The sequence below is a fragment of the Micromonospora chokoriensis genome (genome assembly GCF_900091505.1).
In the GTDB taxonomy this organism is placed as follows: Bacteria; Actinomycetota; Actinomycetes; order Mycobacteriales; family Micromonosporaceae; genus Micromonospora; species Micromonospora chokoriensis.
The window spans coordinates 866,185-880,713 of sequence record NZ_LT607409.1 but is presented as its reverse complement, the minus strand read 5'-3'; the positions used below and the strand labels follow the sequence as shown (position 1 = coordinate 880,713).

Annotated in this window: 18 protein-coding genes and 1 tRNA gene; 9 read left to right on the top strand and 10 right to left on the bottom strand. The window is 71.6% G+C overall.

The window, feature by feature from the left end; all coding sequences use genetic code 11:
* Positions 1-67 precede the first annotated feature (67 nt).
* The 4 genes from GA0070612_RS04130 to GA0070612_RS04115 all read left to right on the top strand — a co-directional run bounded on the left by GA0070612_RS04130 (position 68) and on the right by GA0070612_RS04115 (position 2,529).
* Positions 68-397, top strand: a complete 330-nt coding sequence (locus GA0070612_RS04130; RefSeq protein WP_007454690.1) for a YbaB/EbfC family nucleoid-associated protein — start codon at positions 68-70, stop codon at positions 395-397.
* 1 nt (position 398) lies between these two features.
* The gene (locus GA0070612_RS04125; RefSeq protein WP_088986710.1) at positions 399-704 is read left to right on the top strand and encodes a hypothetical protein; all 306 of its coding nucleotides are present in this window, start codon (positions 399-401) and stop codon (positions 702-704) included.
* A complete protein-coding gene (locus GA0070612_RS04120; RefSeq protein ID WP_088991257.1) occupies positions 704-1,384 on the top strand; it encodes a hypothetical protein in 681 nt (226 codons plus the stop codon). Before GA0070612_RS04125 ends, GA0070612_RS04120 begins: the two co-directional genes overlap by 1 nt.
* 305 nt (positions 1,385-1,689) lie before the next feature.
* Positions 1,690-2,529, top strand: coding sequence for a PSP1 domain-containing protein (locus GA0070612_RS04115; protein ID WP_088986709.1), 840 nt, complete (start codon positions 1,690-1,692; stop codon positions 2,527-2,529).
* Positions 2,530-2,624: 95 nt separating this feature from the next.
* Here the strand turns inward: GA0070612_RS04115 and GA0070612_RS04110 are convergent, their stop codons facing one another.
* Positions 2,625-4,406, bottom strand: coding sequence for a metallophosphoesterase family protein (locus tag GA0070612_RS04110; protein ID WP_408630530.1), 1,782 nt, complete (start codon positions 4,404-4,406; stop codon positions 2,625-2,627).
* A 103-nt stretch (positions 4,407-4,509) separates the two neighbouring features.
* Between GA0070612_RS04110 and GA0070612_RS04105 the strand changes: the two genes are divergently transcribed.
* Positions 4,510-4,586: transfer RNA gene (locus tag GA0070612_RS04105), tRNA-Thr, on the top strand.
* A gap of 307 nt (positions 4,587-4,893) precedes the next feature.
* Here the strand turns inward: GA0070612_RS04105 and GA0070612_RS04100 are convergent.
* The 6 genes from GA0070612_RS04100 to GA0070612_RS04075 form a co-directional block, all read right to left on the bottom strand.
* Positions 4,894-5,217, bottom strand: coding sequence for a hypothetical protein (locus GA0070612_RS04100; RefSeq protein ID WP_088986707.1), 324 nt, complete (start codon positions 5,215-5,217; stop codon positions 4,894-4,896).
* Positions 5,204-5,935 carry a hypothetical protein gene (locus tag GA0070612_RS04095; protein WP_157742421.1) on the bottom strand — a complete coding sequence of 244 codons (732 nt, stop codon included), beginning with the start codon at positions 5,933-5,935 and terminating at the stop codon, positions 5,204-5,206. The genes GA0070612_RS04100 and GA0070612_RS04095 overlap by 14 nt, the downstream gene beginning before the upstream one ends.
* Complete coding sequence (locus tag GA0070612_RS04090) at positions 5,932-6,294, bottom strand: hypothetical protein (RefSeq protein WP_088986705.1); 363 nt, start codon at positions 6,292-6,294, stop codon at positions 5,932-5,934. The genes GA0070612_RS04095 and GA0070612_RS04090 overlap by 4 nt, the downstream gene beginning before the upstream one ends.
* On the bottom strand, positions 6,291-6,656 hold the full coding sequence (locus tag GA0070612_RS04085) for a hypothetical protein (protein WP_231924464.1): 366 nt from the start codon (positions 6,654-6,656) through the stop codon (positions 6,291-6,293). Before GA0070612_RS04085 ends, GA0070612_RS04090 begins: the two co-directional genes overlap by 4 nt.
* A 145-nt stretch (positions 6,657-6,801) precedes the next feature.
* Positions 6,802-7,446 carry a class I SAM-dependent DNA methyltransferase gene (locus GA0070612_RS04080; protein WP_088986704.1) on the bottom strand — a complete coding sequence of 215 codons (645 nt, stop codon included), beginning with the start codon at positions 7,444-7,446 and terminating at the stop codon, positions 6,802-6,804.
* 3 nt (positions 7,447-7,449) lie between these two features.
* Complete coding sequence (locus GA0070612_RS04075; protein WP_088986703.1) at positions 7,450-8,052, bottom strand: hypothetical protein; 603 nt, start codon at positions 8,050-8,052, stop codon at positions 7,450-7,452.
* Positions 8,053-8,282: 230 nt separating this feature from the next.
* On the opposite strand from GA0070612_RS04075, the gene GA0070612_RS04070 reads away from it, so the two are divergent.
* Positions 8,283-8,834, top strand: a complete 552-nt coding sequence (locus GA0070612_RS04070; protein ID WP_231924463.1) for a DUF4240 domain-containing protein — start codon at positions 8,283-8,285, stop codon at positions 8,832-8,834.
* A 13-nt stretch (positions 8,835-8,847) separates the two neighbouring features.
* Here GA0070612_RS04070 and GA0070612_RS04065 read toward each other — a convergent pair whose 3' ends face one another.
* Positions 8,848-9,465, bottom strand: coding sequence for a pyridoxamine 5'-phosphate oxidase family protein (locus tag GA0070612_RS04065; RefSeq protein WP_088986702.1), 618 nt, complete (start codon positions 9,463-9,465; stop codon positions 8,848-8,850).
* Positions 9,466-9,632: 167 nt separating this feature from the next.
* On the opposite strand from GA0070612_RS04065, the gene GA0070612_RS04060 reads away from it, so the two are divergent.
* The 3 genes from GA0070612_RS04060 to GA0070612_RS04050 are packed head-to-tail and all read left to right on the top strand — an operon-like array spanning position 9,633 to position 11,799.
* Positions 9,633-10,136 carry a DUF2231 domain-containing protein gene (locus GA0070612_RS04060; protein WP_088986701.1) on the top strand — a complete coding sequence of 168 codons (504 nt, stop codon included), beginning with the start codon at positions 9,633-9,635 and terminating at the stop codon, positions 10,134-10,136.
* Positions 10,136-10,681 (top strand): Hsp20/alpha crystallin family protein, encoded by a 546-nt coding sequence (locus tag GA0070612_RS04055; RefSeq protein ID WP_088986700.1) that lies wholly within the window; start codon positions 10,136-10,138, stop codon positions 10,679-10,681. Before GA0070612_RS04060 ends, GA0070612_RS04055 begins: the two co-directional genes overlap by 1 nt.
* 8 nt (positions 10,682-10,689) lie before the next feature.
* Positions 10,690-11,799, top strand: coding sequence for a glycosyltransferase family 9 protein (locus tag GA0070612_RS04050; RefSeq protein WP_088986699.1), 1,110 nt, complete (start codon positions 10,690-10,692; stop codon positions 11,797-11,799).
* A gap of 6 nt (positions 11,800-11,805) precedes the next feature.
* Here the strand turns inward: GA0070612_RS04050 and GA0070612_RS04045 are convergent, their stop codons facing one another.
* Both GA0070612_RS04045 and rfaE2 read right to left on the bottom strand, forming a co-directional pair.
* Positions 11,806-12,684 (bottom strand): glycosyltransferase family 2 protein, encoded by an 879-nt coding sequence (locus tag GA0070612_RS04045; protein ID WP_088986698.1) that lies wholly within the window; start codon positions 12,682-12,684, stop codon positions 11,806-11,808.
* On the bottom strand, positions 12,681-14,492 hold the full coding sequence (gene rfaE2, locus GA0070612_RS04040) for a D-glycero-beta-D-manno-heptose 1-phosphate adenylyltransferase (RefSeq protein WP_088986697.1): 1,812 nt from the start codon (positions 14,490-14,492) through the stop codon (positions 12,681-12,683). Before rfaE2 ends, GA0070612_RS04045 begins: the two co-directional genes overlap by 4 nt.
* Positions 14,493-14,529: the final 37 nt, after the last annotated feature.

Below are 14,529 nucleotides of genomic sequence, written 5' to 3'. Positions count from 1 at the left end.
ACGGTCCGTGTGCCGTGGTGACGGTGAGCGCACGCTGAGTGAGGGATCACCCGGGAGGAGTCGGCCCATGCCGCGGGGGGAGATCGACGAAGCCTGGATCGAGGAGGCGGTGCGGCGCTACCGTCGCATCGAGTCGCTGCAGGCCGAGTTCGACCAGGCGGTGTCGACCGTCGAGGTGACCGTCCGGTCGCCGGACGGTCTGGTCGAGGTGGTGGTCACCGCCGGTGGGCGGATCACCGACGTCCGGTTCCTCGGGCCGCTGCACACCCGCAGCCCTCGGGACGTGGCCGGCTCCGTGCAGGCTGCGGTCACCGCGGCGGCGGACGCCGCCGAATGGGCCCGGGAAAAGCTGCACAACGAGACGTTCGCCGCCTACCGACCGCTCGCGGGAGCCTGAGATGGACACACTGCGCGCGCTCTCTGCCCGACTGGACGAGGCGAGCGCCACGCTCACCGCCGTCTCGCACACCGTCACCGCCACCGACCCGCCCCAGGCCGCGTTCGGTGCCGACGCCCCGGGTCGGCCCGGCGAGATCGGTCGTGCGTTGCACCGGCAGTGGGCCACCGCCACCGACGACCGGGCCCGAGAGGCCCACGCCGCCGCCGGTCGACTGGCCGCCGCCGCCGCGGCGGTACGGGAGGCGGCCGACCGCTATGCCGACGTCGACCGGGCCGCCCGCCGCCGGCTCGCCGGAGAGCTGTGATGGACGCCCTGGACCGGCTCGCCGAGCCCGGCCTCGACCTGCTGCGCCGGGTGGACTCCCTCATCGCGGCGGGAGTCCCGGAGGGGCACCGGGTATGGCCGTTGCTGCGTCGGATGCAGGTGCTGCCGGGCGACGCGGTTCGCGGCTTCCTCGACCTGCACCCCGCGCCGCTCGCCGACGCCGGGCACGCGGTGCGCCGGCTCGTCCGGGGGTACGACGACGTCTCCGCCGCGCTCACCGACGCGGCGCTCTGGTCCGGCCCGGCCGCCACGGCGTACGGGCAGCAGCGGGCGGCACTGCTGCACCACCTCGACGAGGGGCCGGACAGCCTCGTCGGCCGGCTCGAATCCACAGCCGGCTACGCCGACGCTCTCGCCGACTGGGTGGAGGGCAGCCGACTCGCGCTGGCCCGGACACTGGCCGATGTGCTGCGCTCCGCGGAAGCGGTGGCCGTGGTCGCCGCCACCGCCAGCGGTGCGTCGCCGCGGCCCGGGCCGGTCGGCCCCGGCGTGGCCGACGCGGCCGAGATCGCCGCACGGGTGCTGGCGGTGCTCTGCGTGGCGTACGACGGTGCGGAGACACTGCTGCGTCAGTGGGCGCCGAGCCTCGCCGAGGCGACGTGGCGGCCGCCGGTGCAGGGGCGCCCCCACTACGACCAGCCCACCCGGGTCGGCTGGTAGCCGGCCCCCGGTTCTCCGACCGCTGCCGCACCGGTCCCGGACAGACCACGGCGTCGCCCACGGGCGCTGACCTGAGTCGGCTCCCCGGCGACGCCGTGGTCTTCCCCCCTGCACCCCCCGCAGGTATGCCTTCACTCAACGCTGTCGGGTGCGTCTTGTCTCCTGCCTGGGCCCGGATTCAACCGTCCGGGCGAGGGGCAACGGCACGACGGGCCGTCCGGCAATAGGTCGATTCGACGGTCATGGATGGGGTGTCGTCATCGACCGAGGTGCTCTCCGGCGCGAAGGCGTCGTAGGGTGGGGGGATGGGCATGCTCTGCGCGGTCAGCTTCAACCGGTACGGGCGCCTCTACTATCTCGATCCCGGTGAGTTGCGCCCGCAGGTCGGCGACAAGGTGCTGGTGCCCACCGACGACGGGCCCGAGGTGGCGGAGTGTGTGTGGGCCGCGCAGTGGGTGACCGAGGAGACTGACGGTTTCCCCCGGTTGCTGGGGCTGGCCGCCGACGACGACCTGCGGCGGGACGAGGCGCTGCGTCGCCGTAAGGCCGAGGCCAAGGTGGCCGCGAAGCGGCTCATCCGCTCGCACGGCCTGCCGATGAAGGTGGTGGCCGTCGACCACGTGCTCAGCTCCGCCGAGGGCGGCGGCGAGCGCAGCACCGTGTACTTCACCGCACCGCACCGGGTGGACTTCCGCTCCCTGGTCCGCGACCTGGGCGCCACCCTGCACTGCCGGGTCGAGCTGCGTCAGCTCTCCGCCCGTGACTCGGCGCGCGTGCAGGGCGGCATCGGCTCCTGCGGTCGGGACCTGTGCTGCGCCACCTTCCTGACCGACTTCGAGCCGGTGACCATCCGGATGGCGAAGGACCAGGACCTGCCGCTGAATCCGCTGCGCATCTCCGGTGCGTGCGGCCGGCTGATGTGCTGCCTGAAGTACGAACATCCGCTGTACCAGCGCTTCCAGGAGACGGCCCCGGCGGTCGGCAGCCGGGTCTCCACGCCCGAGGGCGACGGCCGGGTGGTCGGCCACAGCGTCCCCCGCGACGCGGTGACGGTCCGCCTCGACGCCGACGGCTCCCGCTGCTCCTGCTCCCGCGCCTCCGTCTGCGCCCCCCGCCAAGCCCACGACCAGCACTACAAGCCCTAACCCCCCGCCCGCCCCCGGCGGCGGTGATCAAGAGGTTTGCGTCATGTCCGGCGCGATTCCTGACGCAAACCTCTTGATCACCTGCGCTCGGCGGGTCAGGACAGGACCGTGGGGGGTTCCGCCAGGCGGGGGGCCAGGGTGGTCTTCGGGGTCAGCCAACTTGCGGTGGGGGACTGGTCCGGGTTCACCTGCCAGTCCCGGGACACCCGGTCCACGGCGATCGGGAAGATCGTCAGCGTGCCGTCCGGGTCGATGCGCAACCGCAGGAACACCTTCGAGTCCTCGATGCCCTGACCGGCGAAGAGTTCGTTGACGTTCACCCCGAACGAGCCCGCCACCAGCAGGTACGCGGCCACCAACTGGCTGGCCACCAGGCCGATCACCGGACCGTAGAGCACCGCCGCGGCGACCGCCGGCAGCGGCCACGGCCAGTCGTAGAACGGCAGGGCCAACCACGCCCAGGTGCCGGCCGCCGCGAGGGCCACCTGCGCCACGCCGTGGCTGACGCCGAGAATCCCGTGCCGTACGTGCCGCTTGCCGCCCGCGCTCGGCGGCTTGGCGAAGAGGATCGCCGCCAGCACCGTCACGAGCACCATCACCACCAGTGGGACGCTGAACAGCCGCTGACCCGTGCTGTCCGCCCAGTTCGCCGTCGCGCCCGCCATGGCCAGCATCAGCAGGGTGTGCAGGATGCCGAGCAGGGTGGTGAAGCCCGGATTGCGGAACGGCAGCCGCGGGAGGATGCCCCAGCCGTAGCGACGGGAGCGGGCCGCGTCCGGATAGCGGGCCACCAGGTCGTACGGCTGGGAGGAGCTGGCCCGGCGCGCCAGGGTGTCGCGCGGTGGCACCTCGATGTGCTCGGGCAGCTTGTGGGTGGGGTAGAGGTATGCGCCGCCCCCACCGCACGTGATCAGTTGCCGGTCCGGCCCGGAGTAGCGGGCGTAGTGGTGCAGGTCGCCGGAGATCAGCAACCGCACCCGCGCCCCGGTCGGATCGATGATCGTCCGGATGAAGTAGTCGATCGAGTCGTACGCCGTCGGGCTGTCGGCCGCCTTGACCCAGGTCGGCGCCGGCGCTGCGATGATCACCTTCGACTCCGGGCCGAGTCGGCGGGCCACCTCGTCGAAGTAGGCCAACTGCGGGTCGTCCAGGTACGAGCCGGACTGGTCGTCCACACCGAGAAGCCACCAGCCCGCCGCCAGCTCGACCGCGAAGTACGACCGCGACTGGCCGGTGCGCCACCCGGCGAAGTTCCGGTCCCGGGAGCGGACGAACAACCGCAGGAACGCGGTCAGACCGTCGTACCAGTCGTGGTTGCCCGGCACCGCGAAGAGCGTGGGCTTCTCCGGCGGCGACACCGGCAGCGCGGCCTGGTAGGGCCCCTTGCACCGGTCCTCGTACGAGGCGTAGGCCGCCGACGGGTACACCTGGTCACCACCCATGACCAGTGTCTGCGCCCGGGGCAGCCGGTGCCCGTCCACCGTCAGCTCGGGCTGCGCCAGCAGGTACGCCACCGAGTAGGTGGCGTTGAAGCCGTCGCCCAGGTCCGCCACGTAGTCCAGCCACAGCCCGCCGTCCGGCCCCACCTGGCGGAAGACGCCGTCGTCGAACGCGTTCTGCAACTCGCGCTTGTCCAGGTACGCCCCGAACAGCACCGCCAGCAGCGTGCGGATGCCGGTGCTGATCAGCAGGAACGGTGCCAGCCACGGCACCGGCTTGCGGGGCGTGAAGCCCAGCTCAAGCGGGTCGGTGCTGCTCGGCCGGTGGGCGGCGCGTTCGGTCGGCACCGGATCAGGGCGTTCGGTGGCGTCGTGCGGGTGGCCGGGATGGTCGCGTTCGTCGCTCACCCGCCGCAGCGTAGTCCCGCCGTGAATCATCTGCTGTCCGGCAAACGACCAGATGTCCGCTTGGTGCTCATAGGTGGGCGGAGGTATCCGGTTCGGTGGTGGGTCGGGGCGTGCCGTACACTTGCTGATCGTTGCCGCCTTAGCTCAGTCGGCTAGAGCGACGCACTCGTAATGCGTAGGTCGACGGTTCGATTCCGTCAGGCGGCTCCATGGAAAGGCCCAGGTCAACGGCTTGATCGCCGATCATGACCTGGGCCTTTTGCCGTCCGTCGCCAGGGCGGGCGGCCAAGCGGGCAGCCAGCCTACTCACCGGACCACAGCGCACCGGGGCGGCGGTTGCGGTGCCCCCCGGTCGGGGCCCGCACGGGGCCCGAGGTGCCGTCAGAGGTCGGCGATCAGCCATCAGCGACGGCACCCAGAGAAGGCGCGACCTGCGTGCCGACCAGGTTGCCGCAGGTCACGTGCGAGCCGGTCCAGGTTCCGTTTCACCTGCACGTGGTGGGCACGGTCGGCGCTGCTAGCCGTCGGAAGAGTTCAAGTCCGCGGTGAGGTGAGCCGTCTGGTCGACCAGGCGTTGGAGTTCCTCTGGGTCGGTGGTTCGCTCCCACTGCCGGAAGTCCTGGTAGTGGTTGAGTAGCGCGCCGCCGTAGGCGTCGGTGGCAGCGACGTGACGGAGGTCGGTGTGGCCGGCGAGGACGTCGCGGGCCATCTCCTGCAGGTCGTCGCCGGCTACGCCGTCGCGCAGGCGGGTGAGGCCCGCGTGGAGGAGTTTGGCGAGGCCCTGATCACCTTCGGTCAGGTCGAGGAACTGTCGCTCTGGATGCGATTCAGGCTGGCTCATGGCGCACCGGGCTGGTGTAGGGGCGGTCGGGCAGGGGGAATTGAGACAGCTCGCCGCCCTGCTCGGCGAGGGTCTTGATGAAGCTGAAGAAGCCCATGATGAGGGTGCCGCCGGCTTGGATCTTCAACGCGGCGTCGTTGACTTTCTTGACCAGTTCGAGGGCTTGCCAGGCGGCGATGCCGTAGCCGGCGACTGCGCCGACGCCTGTTTCGATGAGCGCGGTGCCGGCGGCGGCGCTGACGCCGATGATGATGGCCTTGTCGATCATCATCTTGATGAGGCCGCCGATCATGTCTGCCAGGAGCCAGATGGCGCGTCCGGCTTCGTGGTACTTCTCCTCGATCTGGGTCAGGACGATGTTCTGTTCTACCGCTGCCATGCCGAGTTGGCGGAGGTAGACGAACGCGGCGTCGGCGGCGTGGCCGTCCCACTGTTGGTCGAGTTGGGAGGCGGTCAGGCTGACGTTCTGGCCGAGGGCTTGCAGGCTCTGGCCGAGGTTGCCGTAGGCGTCGCCGGCCTTGTAGAAGCTTTCCCAGTCTCCGACAAAGGCGCTACTGATGGTGCCGATGACGTCGTAGCCGGCGATGTCCTTGATGATCTGGTTGACCCAGTGGGAGATGGACAGTGCGTCGAGGATTCCGATGGGGTTGGCGAAGCCCTTGGTCATTGAGGCGTCGGGCTGCCCAGGTTCGACGAGGAAGGCTGTCGGCTCTCTCATGGCAGGTTGCCGCCCAACGGGCGCCCGCTGGGGAGCTCGTAGCCGTTGCGGTCGGCCGTCGGGTAGGTGGCGTCGAGTCGGGCCGCGCTGCGGCTGTCGGTGCGTCGGTACTGGTCGGCGGTGGCCTGGAGCGCGTCACGGGACTTGCCGAGCAGCTCGATCAGGTGCGTCAGCCGCTTGGTCATCTCGTCGACGAGCTTCCGGTGCGCGGGCCATGCTTCGTTGAGCAGCCCTTGGTCGTCCCACGGCATGTCGGTGTGCTTGAGGATGTATGCGCGCGCGGCCTGCGCGTCAAGGTGCGCTTCGTTCAGCTGGTCGGCGCCGCGTTCCAGGGCGGCAGGTTCGACGAAGAAACTCATGACAGGCGGTCCCCGATGATGCCGGTGACGACGAGCAGGATCGCGGCGGCAAGCAGCGCGAGAGCCATGATCCGGCCGCGTCGTTTCGACTCCGTGTCGGTGGAGGCGCGGTAGACACCAAGGCCCGCCACGGCGGCTGCGCCGAGAGGGACCCCCACCGACAGGAAGCGGGCGAGGGACCAGATGCTGAACGTCCCGTCGTCGCCGGAAGCCGCTAGCTGATAGACGAGGAAGCCCAGACCGACCACGCAGAAGAAGAACAGCACCATCGACACCAGCGCCACGCTCTTGCGGAAGTCATGCCACTGATCCAGCTTCGCCGGCACCGCCGTCACCCGATCTGACTGCCCCGTCTCGCTCACGTCCGCACCATGCCACAGGTCAACCACTGAGCGCGACCCCGCCTTCACTCCGAGGCGTCAGCTTGGCCGGCGTGTCGGTCGGGTGCCTGGGCCCGCCCGCAGTGGTGCCTGACGAGCCGATCGGGGCGGCAACCCGCTGCCCGGCTCAGGGTTCGCGCCGCCCGAAGATGATCCCTCCCAGTTTGCTCTCGGGTGAGGTGAGGGTCGTCTGCGACTCGACCCGGAAGCCGCTTGTCCGCAACCGGGCCGCCATCTGGTCGGGCTGGCGACGGTGCACGTCGACCGTCATCGGGTGACCGCCGTAGCCCTCCGTCTTGCGGGTCGTCCCGTCGCCCACGTGGAAGCCGAGCAGCAGCGGACCACCGGGACGCAGCACCCTGCGGAAGTGCGCGAGCACCGCGCCGAGCTGGTCGTCCGGGATGTGGATGAGTGAGTACCAGGCGATCAGGCCGGTGACCGACCCGTCGGCCAGGTCGAGGTCGGCCATCGAGCCGACCTCGAACCGCAGGCCGGGATGATCACGGCGGGCCACCGCGATCATCCCGGGTGAGAGGTCGACGCCGAAGGCGTCGACGCCGAGCGTGTGCAGGTGGGCGGTGATGCGCCCGGTTCCGCAGCCCACGTCGGCGACCGGCCCGCCTCCGGCCGTGTCGACGAGTTCGGCGAACAACGCCAGAGCCGCCCGTTCGTACGGTGCCTGTGCCAGGAGGTCGCGTAACAGGTGCGCGTAACTGACCGCGACAGTGTCGTAGGAGGTGCGGGTGTCCGACACCCAGTCGTCGACGCTCATGCCTCAGCTGGCCCGAGCAACGAAAGGCCCGGACCCCGCCGGGAAGTCGCGACGCTTGAGCTTCGCCATCCGGCCGTCCGGGTGGTGACAGACGACGCCCTCCCAGCCCGGGTGGCCCAGCAGCCATTCACGCAGCCCGTCGGGGTCCAGCGGTGCTCTGCGCAGTTCCTCGTCGTCCCCGGGGGCGCAGAAGCCGTGGCGGACGAGCTGATGGCCGGTGGCCTTCTCCGGGTTGCCGTTCACCTTCGGCCCGACCAGCTCGTAGGTGGCGCCGGGCTGTGGGCCGCTGAACTGGTCGACGATCGCGCCGAGGGCCTCAGCGTGGAACGTGGCGAAGGCGGACTGCTCGATCGGCTCCCAGCCGACGGTCTTGCCGGTCACGTCGTCGGTCATGACCGGCTGGTACCCCGGCGGCGTGGCCCTGCCCGGCTTGACCTCACGCCGGGCCCACCAGCGTTCGCCGTCGTACCTGACGCAGGTGCCGTCGTACTTGCGGGTGGCGACTCCCTCGCCGTCGAGCACCCACCGGCAGTCCGGGTGGACCTCTGACGTCACCCGGCGCAGGTCCTCCGGGTCACGTCGGAACAGGGTCGGGATCTTCCGCATGCGCGTGCTCCTTCCGGCTGCGCTGGTGCCGCACAGCATGAAGGAGCGGTGGTGCACGCTGCCACGGCTTATGGTGGCTCGGCAGGTCGCCGCCGGCACCGACGTGGTCACCGAGTCGACGGCACAACCTGGGGGTACGCGGGATCTTCGCCGATCCCAACGGTCGCCTGTGGACGTCGCAGCCGGTTCGGGTTCGTGAAAGCGTCGGTGGTTATGGATATGGTCCGTCGGTGACCGCGACCACCGATGCCCCTGGCATGTTGCCCACCCCCGCCCACGAAGCCCGACTGTGGGCGCTCATCGAGTCGGCCTGGGCCGAGTTGGGCGCGGAGCCTGCCGCGCTCCGGCAGGCCCTCGTCGAACGCGACCCGGCCGGCGACGACAGCGACGATGACGGCCCGTCCTACGCGATCGACGACTGGCTGGACCGGTTCCTGGACCGGCTCAGGCACCTGTGCGCCGAGCTGACCGGGCCGGAGTTGACCGACCTCGACCGGGTGGTGGAGCGCAAGCTGTACGACATCGATCGGGAGGACATCCACGAGGTGACCGACGGGTCGGACGACGGCTTCCTCTACTGCCGCGGGTTCATCGTCGCGCTCGGCCAGGCGTACTACGAGGCGGTGCGCGCCAATCCCGCCATGGCCCTGCTGGACGCCGACTGCGAGAGCATGTGTTACTTCTTCGCCCATCTGCACAACGACCGGTTCGGTTCGTGGCCAGAGACCGGCTCCGGCATCTCCCGGGAGTCGTTCGGCAACCGCGCCGGTTGGTCGGCCTGACCTGGCCGGGCGATCAGACGTAGATCTTCTTGGCGTACTCCGGGCCGTAGTGCCGTTCCAGGTCTTCGAGGCTCTCCGCCGGCGCCTCCACCTCCTTGATCAGGCGTGCGCGGGACGGCAGCAGGTCGGGCTGCCAGGTGTCCGGCTTCCACAGCGAAGATCGCAGGAACGCCTTCGCGCAGTGGTAGAAGATCTGCTCGATCTCCACCACCACGGCGAGCACCGGCCGGTGCCCCTTGACCACCATGTCGTCGAACCACGGCGCGTCGCCGACCAGGCGGGCCCTCCCGTTGATCCGCAGCGTGTCGGTCCGCCCCGGGATCATGAAGAGCAGCCCGACGTGCGGGTTGTCGATGATGTTGTGGTAGCCGTCGGCCCGCTTGTTGCCCGGCCGTTCGGGCAGCGCGATGGTCGTGTCGTCCAGCACCAGGGCGAAGCCCGCCGGGTCGCCCTTCGGGGAGACGTCGCAGCTGCCGTCCGCGCCGGCCGTGGCCACCAGGCAGAACGGGGAGGCGGTGAGCCATTCGCGGTCCCGTTCGTGCAGGCGCTGCCGTTCCTTGTCGGCGGCCCGTGCGTTCGGCGTACCGAGCAGGTCGCGCAACTCCTCGTGGGAAGTGATCTCCACCGTCACGTTGCTCCTCCCTCAGGCGTTGACCCGTTGGCGGGTGGCACCGTTCGTCAGCCTAGGCCGCCCGGACGAGCACGAGGTTTGTGCCCGGTTGTCGGGGGTAGGGCCTGACCTGAGCGCCCGCCACGACGAGACCGTTCCGCAGGACGCCGACCAGTGGAGGCCGGGAGATGGAGAGCCGACTGAAGGTGCTGGGGCACCCAGTCCATCCGATGCTGATCACGTTCCCGGTCGCGCTGCTGGTCACGGCCGTGCTGTTCGACGTCGTCGACACCGTCGGTGGTCCCGACTTCCTGGGCGAGGTCGCCTACTGGAACATCACTGTGGGTCTGATCGGCGGCCTGCTCGCCGCTGCGGCCGGCTCGTTCGACCTGCTGGCGATCCCGACCGGCACCCGTGCCAAGCGGGTGGGACTGCTGCACGCCGCCGCCAACGTCGCGGTGGTCCTGCTCTTCGCGGCCGTGTGGGCGGTCCGCCTCAACGCCGACTCCCGGGCCGCCGGCGGTGCGCTGATCGCCATCGAGGTGGTCGCCGTGGCGATCCTCGGCGTCAGCGCCTGGCTCGGCGGCGAACTGGTCGACCGGCTCGGTGTCGGTGTCGACCGCGACGCCAACCTGGACGCGCCCAGTTCACTACGGCCGCCCGCGGCCGCTCAGCGGATCGGAGACGGGTGATGAGCGAGCAGCAGACCGGCGGCTTCGGCCGGGGTTGGCGAGGCGGCCGGCAGCAGGGCTGGGATCCGATGGGCGAGTTGCAGTCGCTGCGCGCCGAGCTGAGCCGCCTGGTCGGCGGCCGGGCCGGTGGATCCGACGTCGAGCTGACCGAGACCTCGGACGGCTGGGAGGTCGTCGTCCGGCTGCCCGGGGTTGCCCCGGAGGAGGTGGCGGTCGAGCTGGACGACCGCGAGCTGTGCGTGCGCGCCCGTTCCGAGGCCGAGGTCAACGCCGACCAGGGCATCCCCGGCGGTTTCGAGACCCGCGGTTTCGAATATCGCGTCAACCTGCCGGCCCGGGTCGACCCGGACGCCATCGACGCGGTCATGGACCACGGCCTGCTCCGGGTCCGGCTGCCCCGGGCGACCCGGCCCGCGCCGCGCACCATCACCGTCGGTCGCACCGGGCCGCGCTCCGGCTCCACGGGTACGCCGATGCCTGCCGATCCCGCCGCGGACCGGGAGTTGCACCGCCCGGACACCGTCGGCGAGATCGACCGGCAGTAGCGGGCTGCGTGGTCACCCCGTCCGTGCTCGGCCCGACCGCCGAGCCCCTACCCGACGTGCGGCGGATCGCCGTGCTCCGCGCCAACGCCCTGGGCGACTTCGTGTTCGTCCTGCCGGCGCTGGACGCGCTGCGCGCCGCGTACCCCTCGGCGGAGATCGTGTTGCTCGGCGCGCCGTGGCACGCGAAGCTCTGGCGCGACCGGCCGGGCCCGGTGGACCGGGTGCTGGTGGTGCCGCCGGCACCCGGCATCCGTACGCCCGACCCGGGTGAGCCGGAGTCGTCGATGGACGACTTCGTCGCCGCTGCCTCCGGTGAGGGGTTCGACCTGGCGGTGCAGATCCACGGTGGCGGCGCCAACTCGAACCCGCTGATGAGTCGACTGGGTGCCCGGGTGACGGTCGGCCTACGCGCCGAGGACGCGCCGCCGCTGGACCGGTGGCTCCGCTACGTCTACTACCAGCACGAGGTGATCCGTTACCTGGAGGTGGTGGCGCTGGTCGGGGCGCCGGCAACCACCGTCACCCCGACGCTGACCGTGACCGACGCCGACCGGGCCGAAGCGGCGCAGGTGCTCGGGCCGGCCAACCGCCCCCGGGTGGCACTGCACCCCGGAGCCAGCGACACCCGCCGCCGCTGGCCTGCCGAGCGCTTCGCCGAGGTGGCCCGTGAGCTGCACGGTGACGGCTACGAGGTGCTGGTCACCGGTACGTCCTCCGAGCAGGACGTGGTGGACCGGGTCGTCGCAGCGGCCGGGGTTCCGGTCCGGCCGCAGGTCGGGACGCTCAGCCTCGGCGGGTTGCTGGGCTGCTACGCCGACTGCGCGTTGGTCGTGTCCAACGACACCGGCCCGTTGCACGTGGCCGCTGCGGTGGGCACGTCCACTGTGGGCATCTTCTGGGTCGGCAACCTGATCAACACGGCGAACCCGTTGCGGGGCCGGCACCGGCCGATCTGTTCCTGGACTGTGCACTGCCCGGTCTGCGGGGTGGACTGCACGCCCGGCATCTACCCGCACCGCCCCGGCGACGGCGAGTGCCCACACCGGGACTCGTTCGTGGCGGACGTGCCCGTGGTCGAGGTGCTCGAAGCGGCCCGGGAGCTGCTCAGCGCCGAGTGACGGCGGTCAGGCCGGTTGGGGGGTGTCCTCCTCGGCGAGGACCACCTCCCACGCCTCGACGTCCCGGTCGGTGACGGTGGTCGGAGACTCCAGGTGGTACGCGCCGCTGGGCAGGATGCCCGCCCCGCCGTACCGGGCCAGCACCGCGAGCTGGGCGGCCACGTCCTCGCCCTGGTGCTTCTCCTGCACCCGACGCCAGAAGTCGAAACCGCCGACGTCGACGAGTTTGGCCCGGTCGTAGAGCACACACCCGCCGATCCAGGACACCTTGTACGCCCGCCACGCGCCCGGCGGCAGCGCCAACCGCTCGGTGACGTGCAGCAGGTTGGCCGCCGAGTGGATCCGGGCGCGGTTCCACTCCGGGGTGTCCGGGCGGATCCGTTCCGGCGTCGGTGGACCGGTCCACTCCTCGTAGTGCCCGTGCGCCTCCGGCCGCACGTCGTCGGCGTACGACAGCCCGTGCACGCCGTTGCCGACGAACCCGCAGCCCAGCTCACCGATCGCCGTGACCAGCCGGTGCACCGCCCCCGGCTCCAACCAGATGTCGTCGTCGAGGTTGAGGACGTACCGGGCGGTCGAGGCGGCGAGCAGGTACGCCCGATGTTCGGCCAACCCCCGGCGGGGCAGCCGACGGGTCAACAGCACCGGGTGACCCCGGTGGCGCAGCGCCCGGACCATGGTGGCCGCGGCGGGGTGCGCGTACGCGGGATCCCCGTCGGACTGGTCGCTGACCATTACCCCGAAGCCGGGTACCCCGTCCTGGGCGGCGAGCCCGGCCAGGGTGACAGCCAGTTCGGCGGGCCGGTTCCGGGTCGGGATCAGCACGTCGAGCAGCCGGTCGGTGCGGAACTCCTCCGGATCGCCGAGGTCGAGAGGGCGGTTCACGACGCCTGGGTGCGGGTGCGAAGCGACTCGTCGGGCGTGTGGTCCGAGGCGCGCGGAGCCGGGTCCTGACTGTGTGTCCGGATCCGTTCGATGATCGCGGAGGTGGACCGGTCCGGCACGTACCCGAGGGTGCGCACCTGTCCGCCCAGGCGACGCACCAGCGGGCCCTCCGGGACCAGCTCCGGCGGGTAGTCACCGCCCTTGACGTAGACGTCCGGCCGGACCGCCTCGATCAGCGCGGCGGGCGAGTCCTCCTCGAAGACCACCACGTGGTCCACACAGGCCAGCGCGGCGAGCAGGGCACCCCGGTCCTCGACCGGGTTGACCGGGCGGTCCGGGCCCTTCAACCGTCGTACGCTGCCGTCCGAGTTGACCGCCACGATCAGCAGGTCGCCCAGGGCGCGGGCCTGTTCCAGGTAGCGCACGTGGCCGCGGTGCAGCACGTCGAAGCAGCCGTTGGTGAACACCACCGACCGTCCCGCCTCGCGGTACTCGGCGACGATCGCGTCCAACTCGTCGGTGCCGACCAGCGCCGAGCGGTCCGTGCTCCCGGTCGGTTGGTCGAGCGCGGTGAGCAGGTCCTCCCGTCGGCACACGCAGGTGCCGGTGTCGGAGACGGTGATCGTGGCCGCCAACTGGGCGAGCTGGGCGGCGGTGGGCAGCGGCGCGTCGGCGGCCAGGGCCAACGTCATCGCCGCCAGGTACGCGTCCCCGGCGCCCACGGCGTGACTGGCCGGCACCGGGGTGCTGTGGCTGCGCCGTGGTGCCCCGTCGGCACCGCCGACGACAGCGCCCTCGGTGTCCAGGGTCACCGCGACCACGTCCGCGCCGGTGTGCGCGCGCAACTCGGCCAGCCGTGACTCGGCCAGGACGGCCCGGTCGACGCCCTCCCCGGCCCGGGTGTTCACCGTGACGCCGGTGCCGGTGACGCTGAGCCCGTCGCCGGTGAGCGCCACCCGGCCCTCGGCCGGGACCGGCTCGCCGACCGGCCCGGGACGGTCGGCGTCGGCGCGTACCGCGCCCGGTGCCGAGCCCGCTGTCATCTCGGAGGGACCGTCGGCCCTGTCGTGGTCCGGGTGCTCCAGGTGCAGGTCGGTCCCGCCCGTCGGTCGGGTCGTACCGCCGGCGCGGGCCAGCAGGCGGGTCGCCTCGGCGAAGCTGGGAGTGACGACTGTCGGGGCGAGCCCCCGCCAGTCGGCCAGGTCGTGGGCGTCCAGCGCGACGGTGGCGTACCGCTCGCGTTGCTCGACCAGCCACGCGCGGACCGGCGCGGGCAGCGCACCCAGGCCGTAGTCGCAGACCACCAGGGTGGGCGCCTCCCCGCCGGCGGCGGCGCGCAGCTCCTCGGTGGCGCAGGCCAGCGCGGTGAGCAGCCGGCTCACGCCCTCCTGGTCGAGGGCGTCGTCCGGGTCGCCGGAGTCCTCGCGCAGCAGGATCTGGTTACCGGCCAGCATCCGCCGCTTGACCGGGGTGGGCCGTCCCGGCTGGTTGACGGTGCGGTCCCAGACGCCGGCGCGGTCCAGACAGTCGTGCAGTTCGTCGCCGGCCACGTCGGCGCCGACCGGTGCCACCAGCACCGCCCGGCCGCCCAGCGCGGCGACGTTGACAGCGGTGTTCGCGGCACCACCGGCTGCGGAGATCCGTCTGCGCAGGGTCAGGACCGGAGCTGGTGCCTCCCGGCAGAGCCGATCGGACTCGGCGAACCGCCATTCGTCCAACATGGCGTCACCGACGATCAGGACCGGGCGTCCGAGCCAGCTCTCCACGACGGTGGCGAGCCGGCGCTGTTCCGCTGCTGCTCCTGCCATGCCTCCCCGGGTCCCCACCGCCCCCCTGGCCAAACCT

Coding starts and splice junctions, on each gene's coding strand:
- GA0070612_RS04130 (WP_007454690.1), top strand. CDS start 68: ATGCCGCGGGGGGAGATCGACGAAGCCTGGATCGAGGAGGCGGTGCGG.
- GA0070612_RS04125 (WP_088986710.1), top strand. CDS start 399: ATGGACACACTGCGCGCGCTCTCTGCCCGACTGGACGAGGCGAGCGCC.
- GA0070612_RS04120 (WP_088991257.1), top strand. CDS start 704: ATGGACGCCCTGGACCGGCTCGCCGAGCCCGGCCTCGACCTGCTGCGC.
- GA0070612_RS04115 (WP_088986709.1), top strand. CDS start 1,690: ATGGGCATGCTCTGCGCGGTCAGCTTCAACCGGTACGGGCGCCTCTAC.
- GA0070612_RS04110 (WP_408630530.1), bottom strand. CDS start 4,406: ATGATTCACGGCGGGACTACGCTGCGGCGGGTGAGCGACGAACGCGAC.
- GA0070612_RS04100 (WP_088986707.1), bottom strand. CDS start 5,217: ATGAGCCAGCCTGAATCGCATCCAGAGCGACAGTTCCTCGACCTGACC.
- GA0070612_RS04095 (WP_157742421.1), bottom strand. CDS start 5,935: ATGAGAGAGCCGACAGCCTTCCTCGTCGAACCTGGGCAGCCCGACGCC.
- GA0070612_RS04090 (WP_088986705.1), bottom strand. CDS start 6,294: ATGAGTTTCTTCGTCGAACCTGCCGCCCTGGAACGCGGCGCCGACCAG.
- GA0070612_RS04080 (WP_088986704.1), bottom strand. CDS start 7,446: ATGAGCGTCGACGACTGGGTGTCGGACACCCGCACCTCCTACGACACT.
- GA0070612_RS04075 (WP_088986703.1), bottom strand. CDS start 8,052: ATGCGGAAGATCCCGACCCTGTTCCGACGTGACCCGGAGGACCTGCGC.
- GA0070612_RS04060 (WP_088986701.1), top strand. CDS start 9,633: ATGGAGAGCCGACTGAAGGTGCTGGGGCACCCAGTCCATCCGATGCTG.
- GA0070612_RS04055 (WP_088986700.1), top strand. CDS start 10,136: ATGAGCGAGCAGCAGACCGGCGGCTTCGGCCGGGGTTGGCGAGGCGGC.
- rfaE2 (WP_088986697.1), bottom strand. CDS start 14,492: ATGGCAGGAGCAGCAGCGGAACAGCGCCGGCTCGCCACCGTCGTGGAG.